Annotated in this window: 11 protein-coding genes; 10 read left to right on the top strand and 1 reads right to left on the bottom strand. The window is 61.7% G+C overall.

Annotation, left to right across the window (positions count from 1 at the left end; all coding sequences use genetic code 11):
* Positions 1-262: 262 nt before the first annotated feature.
* Positions 263-2,263, bottom strand: coding sequence for an FAD-dependent oxidoreductase (locus tag ACSR1C_RS17350; protein ID WP_050685900.1), 2,001 nt, complete (start codon positions 2,261-2,263; stop codon positions 263-265).
* 126 nt (positions 2,264-2,389) lie between these two features.
* Here ACSR1C_RS17350 and ACSR1C_RS17345 point away from each other — a divergent pair, with 126 nt between their 5' ends.
* The 10 genes from ACSR1C_RS17345 to ACSR1C_RS17300 are packed head-to-tail and all read left to right on the top strand — an operon-like array spanning position 2,390 to position 14,406.
* Positions 2,390-3,571, top strand: coding sequence for an acyl-CoA dehydrogenase family protein (locus ACSR1C_RS17345; RefSeq protein ID WP_460260430.1), 1,182 nt, complete (start codon positions 2,390-2,392; stop codon positions 3,569-3,571).
* Entirely contained in the window at positions 3,568-4,347 is a 780-nt protein-coding gene (locus ACSR1C_RS17340) for an enoyl-CoA hydratase/isomerase family protein (protein ID WP_460260431.1), read from the top strand. Before ACSR1C_RS17345 ends, ACSR1C_RS17340 begins: the two co-directional genes overlap by 4 nt.
* Positions 4,348-4,354: 7 nt before the next feature.
* Positions 4,355-5,515 carry an acyl-CoA dehydrogenase family protein gene (locus ACSR1C_RS17335; RefSeq protein ID WP_460260432.1) on the top strand — a complete coding sequence of 387 codons (1,161 nt, stop codon included), beginning with the start codon at positions 4,355-4,357 and terminating at the stop codon, positions 5,513-5,515.
* Positions 5,516-5,541: 26 nt separating this feature from the next.
* Positions 5,542-6,933, top strand: coding sequence for a phenylacetate--CoA ligase family protein (locus ACSR1C_RS17330; RefSeq protein ID WP_050685945.1), 1,392 nt, complete (start codon positions 5,542-5,544; stop codon positions 6,931-6,933).
* Complete coding sequence (locus tag ACSR1C_RS17325; protein WP_050685883.1) at positions 6,930-8,537, top strand: acyl-CoA carboxylase subunit beta; 1,608 nt, start codon at positions 6,930-6,932, stop codon at positions 8,535-8,537. The genes ACSR1C_RS17330 and ACSR1C_RS17325 overlap by 4 nt, the downstream gene beginning before the upstream one ends.
* A gap of 10 nt (positions 8,538-8,547) precedes the next feature.
* On the top strand, positions 8,548-10,554 hold the full coding sequence (locus tag ACSR1C_RS17320; protein ID WP_050685881.1) for an ATP-binding protein: 2,007 nt from the start codon (positions 8,548-8,550) through the stop codon (positions 10,552-10,554).
* Positions 10,555-10,558: 4 nt separating this feature from the next.
* On the top strand, positions 10,559-11,518 hold the full coding sequence (locus tag ACSR1C_RS17315) for a hydroxymethylglutaryl-CoA lyase (RefSeq protein WP_460260433.1): 960 nt from the start codon (positions 10,559-10,561) through the stop codon (positions 11,516-11,518).
* Positions 11,519-11,530: 12 nt separating this feature from the next.
* Entirely contained in the window at positions 11,531-12,445 is a 915-nt protein-coding gene (locus ACSR1C_RS17310; RefSeq protein WP_460260434.1) for an SDR family NAD(P)-dependent oxidoreductase, read from the top strand.
* On the top strand, positions 12,445-13,239 hold the full coding sequence (locus ACSR1C_RS17305) for a citryl-CoA lyase (protein ID WP_460260435.1): 795 nt from the start codon (positions 12,445-12,447) through the stop codon (positions 13,237-13,239). Before ACSR1C_RS17310 ends, ACSR1C_RS17305 begins: the two co-directional genes overlap by 1 nt.
* Before the next feature lie 3 nt (positions 13,240-13,242).
* Positions 13,243-14,406, top strand: a complete 1,164-nt coding sequence (locus tag ACSR1C_RS17300) for an acyl-CoA dehydrogenase family protein (protein ID WP_460260436.1) — start codon at positions 13,243-13,245, stop codon at positions 14,404-14,406.
* Positions 14,407-14,415 lie beyond the last annotated feature (9 nt).

Genomic DNA, 14,415 nt, shown 5'->3' with positions numbered 1-14,415 from the left:
ACGTTGATCCGAAATTGCAGGCTTCTCGCCCGAAACCTACCAAATCCTGCAGTTCCAGAATACTGAAAACGCCGCTTCATAAAACAAAATCAATGCGTTGGGACTTGTTCAGGGTGAACTAGCTCAGTCTCTTGCTGCCGTCCTCGATGGCCAGATCCCCCGCGCAATCCTGTGCGCGGGTTCGAAAGATCGAATAAAGGTCGGCGCGTCCTGCACGCGAAACTTCGGTCAGCATGGTATCCCCCCTTGCGCGGGCTTCGGTTCAGAGACCCTGCGCCAGGCGCACGCCTTCATCAATGGCTCGCAGCGCATCCAGTTCGGCGGCCTCCTTTGCCCCGCCGATCATTGTAACCGGGACGCCGCGCGCGGCAAGCTCTTCTGCCAGGGCCCGTTCCGGCTCCTGACCGGTGCACAACACGATTGTATCGGCCGCGATGACCTTTGGCTTTCCATCCACAACGATGTGCAGCCCCGCGTCGTCGATATATTCATAGGTCACGCCGCCCATGGCCTCGACCCCGTGTTTGCGCAGCGCATTCCGCAGAATCCACCCTGTCGAGACGCCCAGACCTGCACCGGGTTTCGATGTCTTGCGCTGAAGCATGACGACTTTGCGGCGCGATGGTTCCGGGGCCAGAGGGTCGCCACTCAGGGCACCCGAGGAGACAAATTCGGGGTCCACAGCCCAGGTTTCGCAAAAGACGTCGGAGTTGGCAGTCTCGGCGGGTTCGGTCACCAAGAACTCGGCCACATCATGACCGATGCCCCCTGCCCCCATCACGACGACACGGTCGCCCGCCACACGGTCGCCGGACAGAATTTCGGCATAGGTCGCGACGCTGGGATGGTCGATACCCGGCAGGTCGGGAACCCGCGGCGTGACCCCGGTAGCGATGACCACATGGTCGAAGCCTTCAAGATCGCTCGCCTCTGCCCGTTGTCCCAGACGCTGCGTGACCCCGTGTTTCTGCATCTGACCGGCATAATACCGAAGGGTTTCGTCGAATTCGTCCTTGCCGGGTGCGGCGCGGGCCAGATTCAGCTGACCGCCCAGCTTGTCCTGCGCCTCGAACAGCGTGACAGCATGGCCCAGCCGCGCCGCCTCGGCGGCTGTGGCCATGCCCGCGGCACCACCGCCGACGACGGCCACTTTCTTTGGCGCGTCGGTTGGCGTATCCTGGAATTCGGTTTCACGCCCGGCCCTTGGATTGACCAGACATCCGACCGGCCGGTCCGAAAAGATGAAATCCAGACAGGCCTGGTTGCAGGCGATGCAGGTGTTGATCTCGTCCGCGCGGCCCTCTCGCGCCTTTTTCACGAAATGCGGATCGGCCAGAAACGGGCGCGCCATCGAGATCATGTCCGCATCGCCAGAGGCAAGTATGTCTTCGGCAAGCTGGGGTGTGTTGATCCGGTTCGAGGCGACCACCGGGATCGACACGGCCGCTTTCACGTTGGCTGCCGCCTTGCGCCAGGCACCGCGCGGCACCGGATAGGCGATCGTCGGCACACGGGCCTCGTGCCAGCCGATGCCGGTGTTCAGAATATCCGCACCTGCGGCCTCGATCTTGCGGGCCAGTGCGGCAATTTCATCGGCGGGCGCGCCGCCCTCGACCAGATCGGCCGCCGAAATCCGGTAGATGACCAGAAACTCGGGGCCGCAACGTTCGCGCACCGCGCGCACGATCTCGACCGGGAATCGGTGGCGGTTCGCGGCGCTGCCGCCCCAGTCGTCTTGGCGCTTGTTGGTATGGGTGACGGTGAATTCGTTGATCAGGTATCCCTCGGACCCCATGATCTCGACGCCATCAAAGCCTGCGGCCTGCGCATTGGCGGCCGCCACGGCAAAATCCTCGATGGTACGGAGAATGTCGGCGTCGGTCATTTCACGCGGGATGAAACGGTTGATCGGGGCGCGGATCGGTGACGGGGCCACACACCCTTCGATCTTGGCATAGCGCCCGGCGTGGAGGAGTTGCGCGCAGATCAGGCTGCCTTCGGCCTGCACCGCCTCGCAGATCGGGCGCAGGCTAAGCGCTTCTTCCGGATCATCGATTCGCGGACCTTCTGGATCGAATATGCCCTCGGCATTGGGCGAAAACCCGCCGGTGATCAGAATCGCCGCCTCCCCCCGCGCACGCTCGGCGTAAAACGCGATCTGTTTGGCTATGCCGTCAGGCTCGGTTTCCAACCGCGTGTGCATCGACCCCATGATGACACGATTTCGCAATGTATGCTGGCCTGCGCGGATGGGCGAGAGCATGGTTTCAAAGCTTCCATCTGGTCTATTTTTCACTTTGGTTCTCCTCCTCAAAACTGCACTTGATCTACATTCTAACATTTGTTAGATTTTTGGAAAGAAGATTTTCGCTCATGGGGAGGAGCACCGATGCAATTCCAGCCTACAGACGATCAGAAGGCGTTTCGCGAGACCGCAAAGCGCTTCGCAACTGAAAGGCTTGCGCCCACATATCAAGAACGCGCCAGCGGCCATACATTCGACCGTGCTCTGATCAAGGAGATGGGCGCACTGGGGCTGATCGGGGCCGATCTGCCCGAGGAATTCGGGGGACTCGGCGAAAGCTCTGTCACGTCAGGGCTGATCGTCGAAGAGATCGCCTATGCCGATTTCAACGCAAGTTACGTGCAGCTTCTGGGCTCTCTCATGGGCGGAATGGTTGCCAAACATGCCTCCAAGGACATCGCGTCGGAATGGGTGCCCAAGGTTGTTTCGGGTGATGCGGTCATTGGCCTGGGCCTGACAGAGCCGCGCGGCGGTTCGGATGCGGCGAACCTGATTCTGAGAGCTGAGAAATCCGGCAACGGCTGGCGGCTGAACGGTGAAAAGACATCCATGAGTTTTGCCAGTCAGGCGGATGCGGCGGTCGTCTTTGCCCGTACCGGCGATCCTAACGGCGGCTCACGCGGGGTCAGCGCCTTTTTCGTCGATCTGAACCAGGAAGGCATCAAGCGCACCCATTTTGACGACATCGGCACCAAGCCTGTCGGGCGCGGGTCGGTGTTCTTTGACGATGTTTTCGTTCCGGCCGAAAATATGATGGCGGAACAGGACCGTGCCTTTGGCACGATCATGGCGGGCTTCGACTATTCCCGCGCACTGATCGGGCTGGAGTGCCTGGGGGCCGCGCAAGCGTCGGTGGATGAAACCTGGGCCTACGTTCAGGAGCGCGAGGCATTCGGAGCCCCGATCGTGCAGTATCAGGGTGTCAGCTTTCCCCTGGCCGAGGCCGAGACCCAACTGACCATGATGCGCCAGCTTTGCTATTACACGCTGGACCTGCGCGACCGTGGCCTGCCGCACACCTCTCAGGCCGCCATGTGCAAGTGGTACCTGCCCAAAACCGCCTGCGAGATACTGCACCAGTGTCTGATTCTGCACGGCCATTACGGGTATACCACCGACCTGCCCCACCATCAGCGGTACAACGACGTTCTTGGCCTGCAGATCGGCGACGGCACGGCGCAGATCCAGAAGCTGGTGATCGCCCGCGAAAAGGTCGGGCGGCTGGCGCTGCAGTATGACAAAAGGGCGAAGGGAGTGTCGAAATGAGTGCTCCGGTCGCCGTAACCATCGAAGGTAGCGTCGGCATCATCGAGCTGGCCCGACCCGAGAAATTCAATTGCCTGTCACTTGACGTGCATGAGCGCATATCTGCCGCGCGCGCGGAATTCGAGGCGAACCCGGATATTCGGGCGATCCTCATCCTGGCGCAAGGCAAGCACTTTTGCACCGGTGCCGATCTGACCGAGGTGAAGGGCAAACTGAACGATCCCGCCGCACTGGACCATTTCATCGCCTTTGGCATGAAGAACCTGCGTGCGCTCGAAACCTGCTCCCTCCCTGTCGTCGTGGCGGTGCAGGGGTTGTGTCTGGCCGGCGGGATTGAACTGATGCTGGCCTGCGACGTGTGCTTTGCCGCCGAAACCGCCCAGTTCGGCGACCAGCACGCGCAATTCGGGCTGATTCCCGGTTGGGGCGGCTCGCAGCGGCTGACGCGGTTGATGGGGCAACGCCGGGCGCTTGACCTGATGTTCTCTGCCCGCTGGCTGAAGGCCGCCGAGGCCAAAGAGGCCGGGCTGGTCAACTACATCGTGCCGGATGCGGATCTGCACAAGTCCGCGCTGGAATACTGCGAAAAAATCGCCACCCGCTCGCGTCCCGGTATCGCCGAGATGAAGCGCCTGGCACGGGAAGGTGCGGACCTGGGCATCGACCAGCAAATGCGGCTGGAGCGTGACGCCGCCGTGCGCGCGTTGCCCAGTGATGACGTGGCCGAGGGGCTCGACGCATTCGAGAACCGGCGCGCCCCCGAATTCAAGACTTGAGGAAAACATGGAATTCACTTTGAACGACGAACAGCGCCAGATCTACGAATACGGCGGTCAGTTGGCGCAAGAATTCGACAACGATTACTGGCTGAGACACGCGCGCAAGCACGAGTTTCCGCACGAAATGTTCCACCAGATCGCCGATGACGGCTTTCTGGGCATCATGGTTCCCGAAGAATATGGCGGTGCCGGGCTTGGCATGACAGAGATGGCCCTGTTCATGGAAGGCACGGCAAATCACGGCATTCCGCTGCTGATGATGGTGGTCGGCCCGACCATGTCGCTGGCCCATATCGCCAGCCACGGCACCGAGTTCCACAAGAAAGAGCTGCTTCCGGCCGCCTGCCGGGGCGAAATCCAGTTCTGTTTCGCGATCACTGAACCGGGGGCCGGGTCGAACACGATGAAGTCCACCACGCTGGCCAAGCGCCGGGGCAACCGGTTCAGTCTGTCGGGGGAAAAGACCTTCATCACTGGGGCCGATGTGTCCGACTATTGCCTGGTTGTGGCGCGGACCAAGCCGCACACCGAGGTCAGCTGCAAGACCGACGGCTTTACCCTTTTTGCCGTGGACCTGAAGAAAAAGGGCGTCGCAATGCAGCGGGTCAAGATCTCGATCCCCCTGCCCGAAGAACAGTGGACCTTGTTCTTCGATGAGGTGGATCTGGGTCCCGAGGATGTGGTCGGCGAGGTGGATAAAGGGTTCTCGATCCTGTTCGACAGCCTCAACCCCGAGCGCATCATCCTGGCCGCGTTGTGCTGCGGCATCGGTCGGTTTGCCCTGAACAAGGGCGTGGCCTATGCGTCCGAGCGCAATGTGTTCGGCCAACCCATCGGTGCGCACCAGGGCGTGCAGCACCCGATGGCCAAGGCGCATGCGGCAGTCGAAATGGCCAGTCTGATGACCCGGCGCGCGGCATGGGAGTTTGACAACAAGCTGCCCGCCGGTGCGTCGTCGAACATGGCCAAATATGCCGCCGCCGAGGCCGGGATCGAAGCGGTCGACGCGGCGCTTCAGGCGCATGGCGGATCGGGCTTTACCGAAGATACGGGGCTTTACGAAATGTACCCGCTGGTCCGCCTTTTGCGCACAGCACCGGTGAATCGCGAACTGTGCCTGAGCTTTATCGGCGAAAAGGTCATGGGTCTGCCGCGGTCTTATTGATCGCTCTGCCCGACATGGAGAACGACATGCAATTTGGAATGCGCTTCCGGCGGGAGGATGCCGCCGACAAGGTAAATGATCGCTTCTGGCACCTGATCGAGGGCACACCGCTCGACGAGGTGCGCCGTATTCAGGAAGAGCGGCTGCGCGATCAGATGGCGTATCTCAAGGCGAACTCGACCTTCTATCAGGAAAAGTTCGCCGAGGCCGGTGTGGAATTCGACGATATCCGCACTATCGAAGACCTGCAAAAACTTCCCTATACCTACAAGACCGAGATCCGCGAAAGCCTCGCCGCCGAGCCGCCCTTTGGCAAGCACCGTACCGCGCCCATGTCGGACATCATCCAGATGCAGGCCTCGTCGGGCACGACCGGCAGCCCCTCATATGTGGCCCTGACAGAATCCGACGCCGAAATGTGGCACGAGATGACAGCGCGCTGTTTCTTTGCCAATGGTGTGCGTCCCGGCGATATGGTGCTGCACGCATTTTCGCTCGCCAAGGGCTTTGTCGGCGGCATCCCCGTGATGCAGGGATTGCAGTACATGGGCACGATCGATGTGCCGGTGGGCGCCGATGGCGGTGCGGAACGGCTGCTGCGCGCCTGCGCCGACACCCGCCCGCGTTGCGTGGTCGGCGCCCCGAACTTTGTGCTGCACCTGGCCGAAAAGGCTCCCGAGGTGCTTGGCTGCAAGGCCAGCGAACTGGGTATCGAGCGCGTGATCGTCGGCGGCGAACCGGGCGGCGGCATTCCCGCAATTCGGGCAAAGATCGAAAAGGCCTGGGGTGCGAAATGCACCGAGATGCTGGGCGGCACCGATCTGGGCGTGACATACTGGGCCGAGTGCGACGCCCAGTCGGGTATGCACATGGTCAACATGGATTATGTCCTGACCGAGCTGCTCGACCCGGAGAGCGGCAGGATCATTCCCTGGAAAAAAGGCGCAGAAGGCGAGATGGTCTATACCGCGCTCGGCCGCCAGGCGAGCCCGCTCGTGCGGTTCCGGTCAGGCGATTATATCGAAGTGATCGATACCGAATGCTCCTGCGGCCGCACCGGACCGAAGATCCGCTGCACCGGCCGCACCGACGACATGCTGATCGTGCGCGGGGCCAATGTCTTCCCGTCGGCGATCAACAGCATCATTACCGAAATGGTGCCGGACACCAACGGCGTCATGCGAATCGTGGCCGATTTCGAGGGCCACACCACGCAGGGCGCGCTGACGGTGATTGTCGAACGCGGCCCCGATCGCGATCCGGCCGATGACGTCACCCTCAAAAAGAAAATCGAGCAGCGGCTGCGCGACTCCTTGGTCTTCAAGGCCGACGTTCACCTGGTTGCGGCCGACACTTTTGAAAAACCCGGCGCCGCGAAGGTCGCCTTCGTTCTCAGGAAATATCCAGACCTGCCATGACTAGAATGAAATCCCTTCTCGACACTGCGTCGGACGACTTCCGCGCCAACGACGCGTCTTACCGCGAAAAGGTCGATGAACTGCATGCCCTCCGGCTCTCACAGCGCGTCGGCGGCCCCGAAATGGCGCGCGAACGTCATGTGGAAAAAGGCAAGATCCTGCCCCGCGAACGGATCGAACGGCTGATCGATCCGGGCACCCCCTTTCTGGAACTCGGCGAGCTGGCCGGACTGAACATGCACAAGGGTGTTCCGCCCGGCGCCGGCATCATCACCGGTATCGGAGTGATCGAAGGCCGCCAGTGCATGATCATCGCCAACGATGCTACAGTGAAAGGCGGCACCTATTTCGGGATCACCTGCCGCAAACATGTCCGGGCACAAAAGATCGCCTGGAAAAACCGCCTGCCTGTTATCACGCTCGTGGATTCCGGCGGGGCCTTCCTGCCCGACCAAGCCAACCTTTTCCCCGACGAAGGCCAGTTCGGGTCCATCTTTCACCAACAGATCGGCATGTCGGGTGACGGTGTGCCGCAAATCGCCGTGGTCATGGGGCCCTGCACCGCGGGTGGTGCCTATATCCCCGCGCTCTGCGACGAGGTGGTCATCGTGCGCGGCCAGGGCTTCATGTACCTGGGCGGACCAGAGCTGACCTTTGCCGCGACCGGCGAAAAAGTGGATGCCGAAACATTGGGCGGCGGCAAGATGCATTGTTCTGTCTCCGGCGTGACCGACCATCTGGCCGAGGACGATGCCCATGCTTTGGCCATCACCCGCGATATCGTCCGACACCTGGGCGAAAAGCCCCTGCCCCGCAAGACGCCGGAAACGCCGCGTGAACCTGCCTATCCGGTCGAGGAAATATATGGTCTCGTCAGCCGCGACCCCAAGGTGCCGACCGACAACCGCGAGATCGTCGCCCGGCTGGTGGATGACAGCGATTTTCACGAATTCAAGCCGCTTTATGGCGACACGATCATGACCGGCTGGGGGCGCATCCACGGCCATGAGGTCGGGATCATCGCCAATACAGGCGTGCTTTTCGTCGAAGCCGCGCTGAAGGCGACGCATTTCATCAATCTCTGCGTCCAGCGTGATATTCCGCTGCTGTTCCTGGCCGATGTGAACGGCTTCATGGTGGGCCGCGAGGTCGAGCAGATGGGCATTGCCAAGGCCGGCGCCAAGATGATCACGGCCATGTCTTCGGCCCGGGTGCCGAAATTCACAATCATCACCGGTGGCTCTTACGGGGCCGGATACCTGGCGATGCTGGGCCGCCCGTTCCAGCCGGACGCAATGTTTGCCTGGCCGACGGGACGGTCGGCGATCATGGGGCCGGAACAGGCCGCAAGCGTGCTGGCCCAGGTCCGCGCCCAGATCAACGAGCGCGAAGGCAAAAGCTGGACCCCCGAGGAGGAGGAAGCCTTCAAGGCGCCGATCCGCAAGGAATACGAGGATTTTCAGGGGGCCTATAATTTCGCGTCCAACCTTTGGATCGACAGCGTGATCGAACCCTGTGAGACCCGTGACGTCATGGCGCTGATGCTGGATGTGACATCGCGCAGACCCAAGGTCGATACCAACTTCGGCGTGTTCAGGATGTGAGGAGCGAACCGTGAAAATCAAAACGCTTCTGATCGCCAACCGCGGTGAAATTGCCTGCCGGATCGCGCGCACCGCGCGGGCCAGCGGGATCACCCCTGTCGGCGTGCATTCGCAGGCCGACGCCAATGCCCTGCATGTCCGCGAAATCGGCAGGTCGGTCTGTATCGGCGCCGGACCTGCATCCGAGAGCTATCTGAAAATCGACGCGGTGATTGCCGCTGCGCAATCAGTGGGCGCGGATGCGATCCATCCCGGTTATGGCTTTCTGGCCGAAAACCCCGATTTTGCTCGTTCGGTCGAAGCCGCTGGCATGATCTTCATGGGGCCGACGCCGGAAACGCTTGAACGTTTCGGCGACAAGGCCAGCGCCAAAGAGGCCGCCGTGGCGGCCAGCGTCCCGGTGATTTCGGGCGCCGAAGGTGCGCGGTCCGATCCCGAGCAGATTGTAGAGGAGGTGCGCCAAATGGGCCTGCCGGTGCTGCTCAAGGCTGTCGGCGGCGGTGGTGGGCGAGGGCAACGGCTCGTCACTGACGAAACCACGCTGGTCGAGGACATCGAAGGCGCGCTGCGCGAAGCAAAATCCACCTTCGGCTCCGAAGGGCTGCTGTTGGAGCGTTTCCTGCCCGAGGCGCGCCATGTTGAAGTGCAGATCGCAGGTGACGGCAAGGGCCATGTGGTGCATCTGTTCGAACGCGATTGCACGCTTCAGCGCCGCCACCAGAAGGTCATCGAGGAAGCCCCGGCCTGGGGTCTGCCCCGGACGCTTATGGACGACATCGCGCGCGACGCGGTGCGCCTTGGTGAAACGCTGGACTATCGCGGGCTGGGCACGGTCGAGTTTCTGGTCGCGGGGGACGAGTATTTCTTCCTTGAGGTAAACCCGCGCATTCAGGTGGAACATCCCGTCACCGAAGCGATCACCGGGCTGGACCTTGTCGCGCTTCACCTGCGGATTGCCGAAGGCGCGGGCCTTGGATTGGTGCAGGACGATCTGACGATCAACGGCCACGCGGTCGAGGCGCGGCTTTACGCCGAAGATCCGGCGATGCAATTCGCCCCGTCGACCGGCACCTTGACCACGCTCAGCCTGCCGTCGGGCCTGCGCATCGACAGCGGCGTCGAGGAAGGCGATGCGGTCACGCCTTATTACGACCCGATGATCGCCAAGCTGATCGTGCACGCGCCCGACCGGGAAACCGCATTGGCACGTCTGGCCACGGCGCTTGATCATGTCGCGGTCGAAGGCGTCGAGACCAATCGCGCCTTTCTGAGGGCACTGGCGCGAAACCCTGAATTCGAACGGATGCAGGTTCATACACGGTGGATCGACGGCCGGTTGGCCGAGCTGACACAGGCGTCCCCCCTCGTTCGCCCTGATCTGTGGAAAGCGGTTGCCGCCATTCTGTTCGTGGCCGCCTCGCGCGGCGATACGGATGCCAATCCCTGGACCAACCGTGATGCCTTTACCGGCTGGCGGCTCGGCCTGGGCGGCGATGCGATGGAAGCAGGGCAAAGCGTGACGCTCACCGATTCTGACGAGGTATCCGAAGAACTGCGCATCGGCCCTGTCAAACCGGGTGCCAGATACACCGTCTATTCGGAAAACGGCGAGGCGCTGACACTGTCGGCACGTGAACTGACCCCGGGCTGTTGGCGTGTCGGCGAAGGCGACACCGTCCATCTGATCGAGGCACGTCTGCACGCGGGCGTGATCGAACTGGACACGCCCGAAGGCCGCCTGGTCTTCCGCCCCGCCGCGCCCCTTGCCTTTGCCGGCGGCGATGCCGCGGGGGATCGCGCCGTGACCTCTCCGCTGACCGGCATGATTGTCGAAATCAAGGTCTCCGGTGGTCAGAGCGTAGCCGAAGGCGACGTGGTCGCGGTCATGGAATCCATGAAACTCGAAATCTCGATCCGGGCGGCCGCGGCCGGGATCGCCAGCAATATATCCGTCTCGAATGGGGACATGGTCGATCGCGGCCAGGTCATCGCCGAGATCCTGCCATCCGAGGAGTGATGAAATGAGCGACTTTCCCAAATTCGTCGAATTTCGTGAAGAAGGCCCGCGCGAGGGATTCCAGATCGAAAAAAAGATCTATCCGGTCGAAGAGCGGATCGAACTGATCGACATGCTCAGCGAAACCGGTCTGAAACGCATTCAGGTCGGCAGCTTTGTCAGCCCGAAATATGTGCCGCAGATGGCGGACACAGGCGAGCTGTTCCAGCGTATCAAGCGCAAGCCGGGCGTAGATTACACATCGCTGTGGCTGAACGACAAGGGCTTTCGCAAGGCCCTGACGGCGCATGAGGTCGATATCGACCCGCGCCTGCTGTTCTACCCGTCCGAGGCTTTCGCGCAATCGAACAACAATTGTTCCTCTGCGGAAATGCGGGACAAACAACGCGACTGGGTTCGTCTTTACAAGGAAGAGGGATATACGGTCGATGGGGCCTATGTGATGACCGCCTTCGGCTGCAACTTCGAGGGACCGATCCCGCAGAGCCGCGTCCTGGACGATTTCCGCTTCGTCCTCGATCTTTGCAAGGACGAGGACATTCCGGTGCCGATTCTGGTGATCGCCGACACGATGGGCTGGGGCAACCCCGAAGCGGTCAAGCGCATGATCGGCGCGCTGCGCGAAATGGCACCCGATGCGCGCATCGGGATGCATATTCACGACACGCGCGGCCTTGGCATCGCCAATCTTTACGCGGCCCTGTCGATGGGGGTGGACATGTTCGAAAGCTCGGTCGCCGGTCTTGGCGGCTGTCCCTTCGCGGGCCACGGCCATGCCCGCGCCGCAGGAAATGTCTGCACTGAGGATGCGGTGTTCCTGTGCCACGAGCTTGGCATCGAAACCGGGATCGACCTGGACAAGCTGATCGCTGCGGCGGTTAAGGCGGAAGAAATCATCGGCGCACCACTGATGGGCCGGGTCATGCATACCGGCGGGCTCGACAAGTACCGCAAGGCAAACTGAAGAGGAATGAATATGGCAAAGGCACTTGACGGAAAAGTGGTTCTGGTCACCGGCGCGGGTGGCGGTATCGGCCGCGATATCGCGCTGATGGCGGCGTCCGAAGGGGCGGCAGTGGTGGTCAATGATCTGGGGGCGTCCCTGAAAGGCACCGGCCAGACCGAAAGCGCCGCTCAGGCTGTCGTCGCAGAGATCAAAGCCGCCGGAGGTGATGCGATCGCCGATGGCGGTTCGGTCACCGACCCCGAGGCCGCGCGTGCGATGATCGAGGCCGGTGTCAAGGAATTCGGGCGCATTGACGCTGTGGTCAACAACGCAGGCATCTTGCGCGACGGGTTCTTTCACAAGATGACGTATGAGGATTTCGATGCGGTGGTGAAGGTCCATCTCTATGGTGCCTTCAATACCAGCCGCGCTGCCGCCGATTATTTCCGCGAACAGGAAGGCGGCGCCCTGGTTCACATGACCTCGACCTCGGGTCTGATCGGCAATCTGGCGCAAGCGAACTATTCGGCCGCAAAGCTGGGTATCGCGGCGTTCTCGAAATCGGTCGCGCTCGACATGAAGCGGTGGAACGTGCGGTCGAACTGCATCGCGCCATTTGCCTGGAGCAGGATGATCTCGTCGATCAAGACCGAAACGCCCGATCAGGTGGCGCGGGTTGCAAAGCTCAAACAGATGACCCCTGCAAAGGTGGCACCCATGGCCTGTTTCCTCATGTCCGACAAGGCCGATGGCGTCAGCGGGCAGATCTTTGCCGTTCGCAACAATGAGATCTTCCTCTTCAACCAGCCCCGCCCGGTGCGGTCGGTTCATTCCGGTGATGGCTGGACAGCAGATGAAATCGCCGAGCGCGCCATTCCCGCGCTCAGATCGCAGTTCACACCGCTCGAAGTGTCGGCGGATGTCTTTTCGTGGGATCCGGTCTGATGGGAAAGCGCAAGGAAAAGATCAGTTCGAACATCGGCTGGAGCACACCTGACAAGATCTGCGTGCGGGGCCTGGACCTGCCGAACGAGATCCTGGGCCACATGAACCTGGGCGATCTCGCCTTTCTGCAACTGACGGGCCGCAAGGCCACGCCAGAGGAAAGCCGGGTCTTCAACGCCATCGTCATTACCCTGGTGGAACATGGCATCACGCCTTCGGCCCTTGCCGCGCGCATGACCTATATGGGCGCGCCGGAATCGCTTCAGGCGGCGGTGGCGGCCGGTCTGTGCGGGCTGGGCACGGTCTTTGTCGGCTCGATGGAGGGCGCGTCGAAGATGCTTTACGAGGCGCTGCCGCAGGACAAGCTGGGAACCGGTGTCGATCTGGATGCGCTTGCCGTCGAGACGGTCGAAAAGTTCCGCGCCCGCAAGGCCATCGTGCCGGGGCTTGGCCATCCGGTACACAAGCCGGTTGATCCACGCACACCGCGCCTGTTCCAGATCGCCGCCGAGAATGGCAAATCCGGCGAATATGTCGCTCTGATTCAGAAAATTCAGGGCGTGGCAGAGGCGAAATCGGGAAAGATGCTGCCGATCAACGCCACCGGTGCCATCGGCGCGATCTGCTGCGAATTCTGGTTCCCTTGGAAGATCGTGCGCGGCTTCGGTGTGATGGCGCGGGCGATCGGGCTGGTCGGCCATATCCTTGAGGAAAGCGAAAACCCGATTTCCTATGAGCTGTGGCAGCGTGCCGAGCAGGAAATCCTTGAAACCTCGGGACCGGGAGCGAAATAAGCGATGCAGACATCAGCTCCCGACACCCATGGCGACCTGCGCGATGCCCTGCGCGCGCTTTGTGCACATTTCCCGCCGGAGTATCATCGAAAGTTCGGCGAGAACGAAACCTACCCCGTGGAGTTTGTCAATGCGCTGACCCGCGAGGGCTGGCTCGCCGCGATGATCCCCGAGGAATACGGCGGATCGGGCCTGGGTCTGACCGAAGCCTCGATCATCATGGAAGAGGTGAACCGCTGCGGCGGCAACGCGGGCCACTGCCATGGGCAGATGTATAACATGGGCACGCTTCTGCGGCACGGGTCGGACGAGCAGAAGCAGAAATACCTGCCCGCCATCGCCAGCGGCGCGCTGCGTCTGCAGTCCATGGCCGTGACAGAGCCGACCACCGGCACCGACACCACCAAGCTCAAGACCACAGCGGTCAGGAAGGGCGACCGCTATGTGATCAACGGCCAGAAGGTCTGGATCAGCCGCATTCAACATTCGGACCTGATGATCCTGCTGGCCCGCACCACACCGTTGAAAGATGTCAAGAAGAAGTCCCAGGGCCTGTCGATCTTCATGGTTGATCTGAAAGAGGCCATCGGCAATGGCATGGAGGTGCGCCCCATCGCCAACATGCCCGGCCACGAAACCAATGAAGTGTTCTTCGACAACCTAGAGATTCCCGCCGAGAACCTGATCGGAACCGAAGGCCGCGGATTTTACCACATTCTTGACGGGCTCAACGCCGAACGCACGCTGATTGCCGGGGAATGTATCGGCGACGGATACTGGTTTGTGGATAAGGCCCGCGCCTATGCCGGCGAGCGTATTGTCTTCGATCGCCCGATCGGTCAGAATCAGGGCGTGCAGTTTCCTATCGCCAAGGCCTATGTGAACGTCGAGGCCGCCAACCTGATGCGCTTCGAGGCCGCAAGACGCTTTGACGCCGGGCAGGATTGCGGGGCACAGGCGAACATGGCGAAACTACTGGCCGCCGATGCCAGCTGGGAAGCGGCCAATGCCTGCATCCAGACCCATGGCGGCTTCGGCTTTGCGCGCGAATACGATGTCGAGCGCAAGTTCCGCGAGGCCCGACTGTATCAGGTGGCCCCGATCTCGACCAACCTCATCCTGTCCTATGTCGGCGAGCATATCCTGGGTATGCCGCGGTCGTTCTGAGGCCAGGGA

It is taken from the genome of Actibacterium sp. D185-2 (assembly GCF_054954595.1).
Note: the sequence above shows the minus strand (reverse complement) of the source record. Positions and strands in the feature narration are given on the sequence as shown.

What these genes read in the sequence shown, in the direction of transcription:
- ACSR1C_RS17310 (WP_460260434.1), top strand. Translation starts at nt 11,531, where the DNA reads ATGGCAAAGGCACTTGACGGAAAAGTGGTTCTGGTCACCGGCGCGGGT.
- ACSR1C_RS17315 (WP_460260433.1), top strand. Translation starts at nt 10,559, where the DNA reads ATGAGCGACTTTCCCAAATTCGTCGAATTTCGTGAAGAAGGCCCGCGC.
- ACSR1C_RS17350 (WP_050685900.1), bottom strand. Translation starts at nt 2,263, where the DNA reads ATGCTCTCGCCCATCCGCGCAGGCCAGCATACATTGCGAAATCGTGTC.
- ACSR1C_RS17330 (WP_050685945.1), top strand. Translation starts at nt 5,542, where the DNA reads ATGCAATTTGGAATGCGCTTCCGGCGGGAGGATGCCGCCGACAAGGTA.
- ACSR1C_RS17345 (WP_460260430.1), top strand. Translation starts at nt 2,390, where the DNA reads ATGCAATTCCAGCCTACAGACGATCAGAAGGCGTTTCGCGAGACCGCA.
- ACSR1C_RS17340 (WP_460260431.1), top strand. Translation starts at nt 3,568, where the DNA reads ATGAGTGCTCCGGTCGCCGTAACCATCGAAGGTAGCGTCGGCATCATC.
- ACSR1C_RS17335 (WP_460260432.1), top strand. Translation starts at nt 4,355, where the DNA reads ATGGAATTCACTTTGAACGACGAACAGCGCCAGATCTACGAATACGGC.
- ACSR1C_RS17300 (WP_460260436.1), top strand. Translation starts at nt 13,243, where the DNA reads ATGCAGACATCAGCTCCCGACACCCATGGCGACCTGCGCGATGCCCTG.
- ACSR1C_RS17305 (WP_460260435.1), top strand. Translation starts at nt 12,445, where the DNA reads ATGGGAAAGCGCAAGGAAAAGATCAGTTCGAACATCGGCTGGAGCACA.
- ACSR1C_RS17325 (WP_050685883.1), top strand. Translation starts at nt 6,930, where the DNA reads ATGACTAGAATGAAATCCCTTCTCGACACTGCGTCGGACGACTTCCGC.